This window comes from Dielma fastidiosa (assembly GCF_000313565.1).
GTDB classification, from domain to species: Bacteria; Bacillota_I; Bacilli_A; order Erysipelotrichales; family Erysipelotrichaceae; genus Dielma; species Dielma fastidiosa.
On the sequence record NZ_CAEN01000090.1, the window covers coordinates 1 to 844 of the forward strand.

The 844-nt window shown below is 34.0% G+C and carries 2 protein-coding genes; both read left to right on the plus strand.

All coding sequences use genetic code 11. The features are described 5' to 3' along the window. The coding region (locus DAHG_RS18165) for a helix-turn-helix domain-containing protein (protein ID WP_022936301.1) at positions 1-558 on the plus strand (558 nt) is incomplete at its 5' end. A gap of 44 nt (positions 559-602) precedes the next feature. Then, positions 603-844 (plus strand): IS3 family transposase (locus DAHG_RS20765; protein ID WP_026880734.1); only part of this gene is annotated, 242 nt, incomplete at its 3' end.

Consider the following 844-nt stretch of genomic DNA (forward strand, 5'->3'; position numbering starts at 1 on the left):
ATTTTTCATAAAAAAGCACATAACAAAAAATACACAAAAGAATTCAAGCAGGAAGTAGTAGAAGCTTATCTGGCAGGAGAAGGTACTCCAGAGCATCTTGCAAATAAATATAATATTCCTTCTAAATCTACTGTGCAAAAATGGATCATTAAGTATAATAACCTTGAAGAACTTAGGGATTATAACCCTAAACCGGAGGTTTATATGAAAGATCGCAGTAGAAAGACAACTTATGAAGAACGTATAGAAATCGTGAATTACTGTTTGGAACATGGCAAGAACTACAAAGATGCAGCAGAACTCTTTAATGTTTCTTATACACAGGTATATCAATGGGTAAACAAATATAAAGAGGATGGAAAAGAAGGACTCACAGACAAACGAGGAAAACGGAAAAAGGAAGAACAACTCAGTGAAATCGAGCAGTTACAACGCAAAGTAAAAATTCTTGAACGACAGATTAAAGAGAAAGAAATGGAGAATGAAGTATTAAAAAAAGTACAGGAAATCGAAAGGAGGCGATTTTCGCCAAAACGAAAAACGAAGCGAAATACTTAGCCATCAAAGAACTTCATGAAACGAAGAAATATAGGATTCAATGGATGTGTAAAGTATTGCATATTCAGCGTTCTGCCTATTATAAATGGCTAAAGCGACCGATTCCAGCACAGGAACAAGAAAATCAAGAGTTAGCAGAAATTATCATCGAATATCATCAAAAATATGGAGGGATTCTAGGAAAGCGTAGAATGTGTATGTTTATAAACCGAAACTATCATAAGAATTACAATATCAAACGCATCCATAGAATTATGAATCAACTTGATATTCACTCCGAAATACG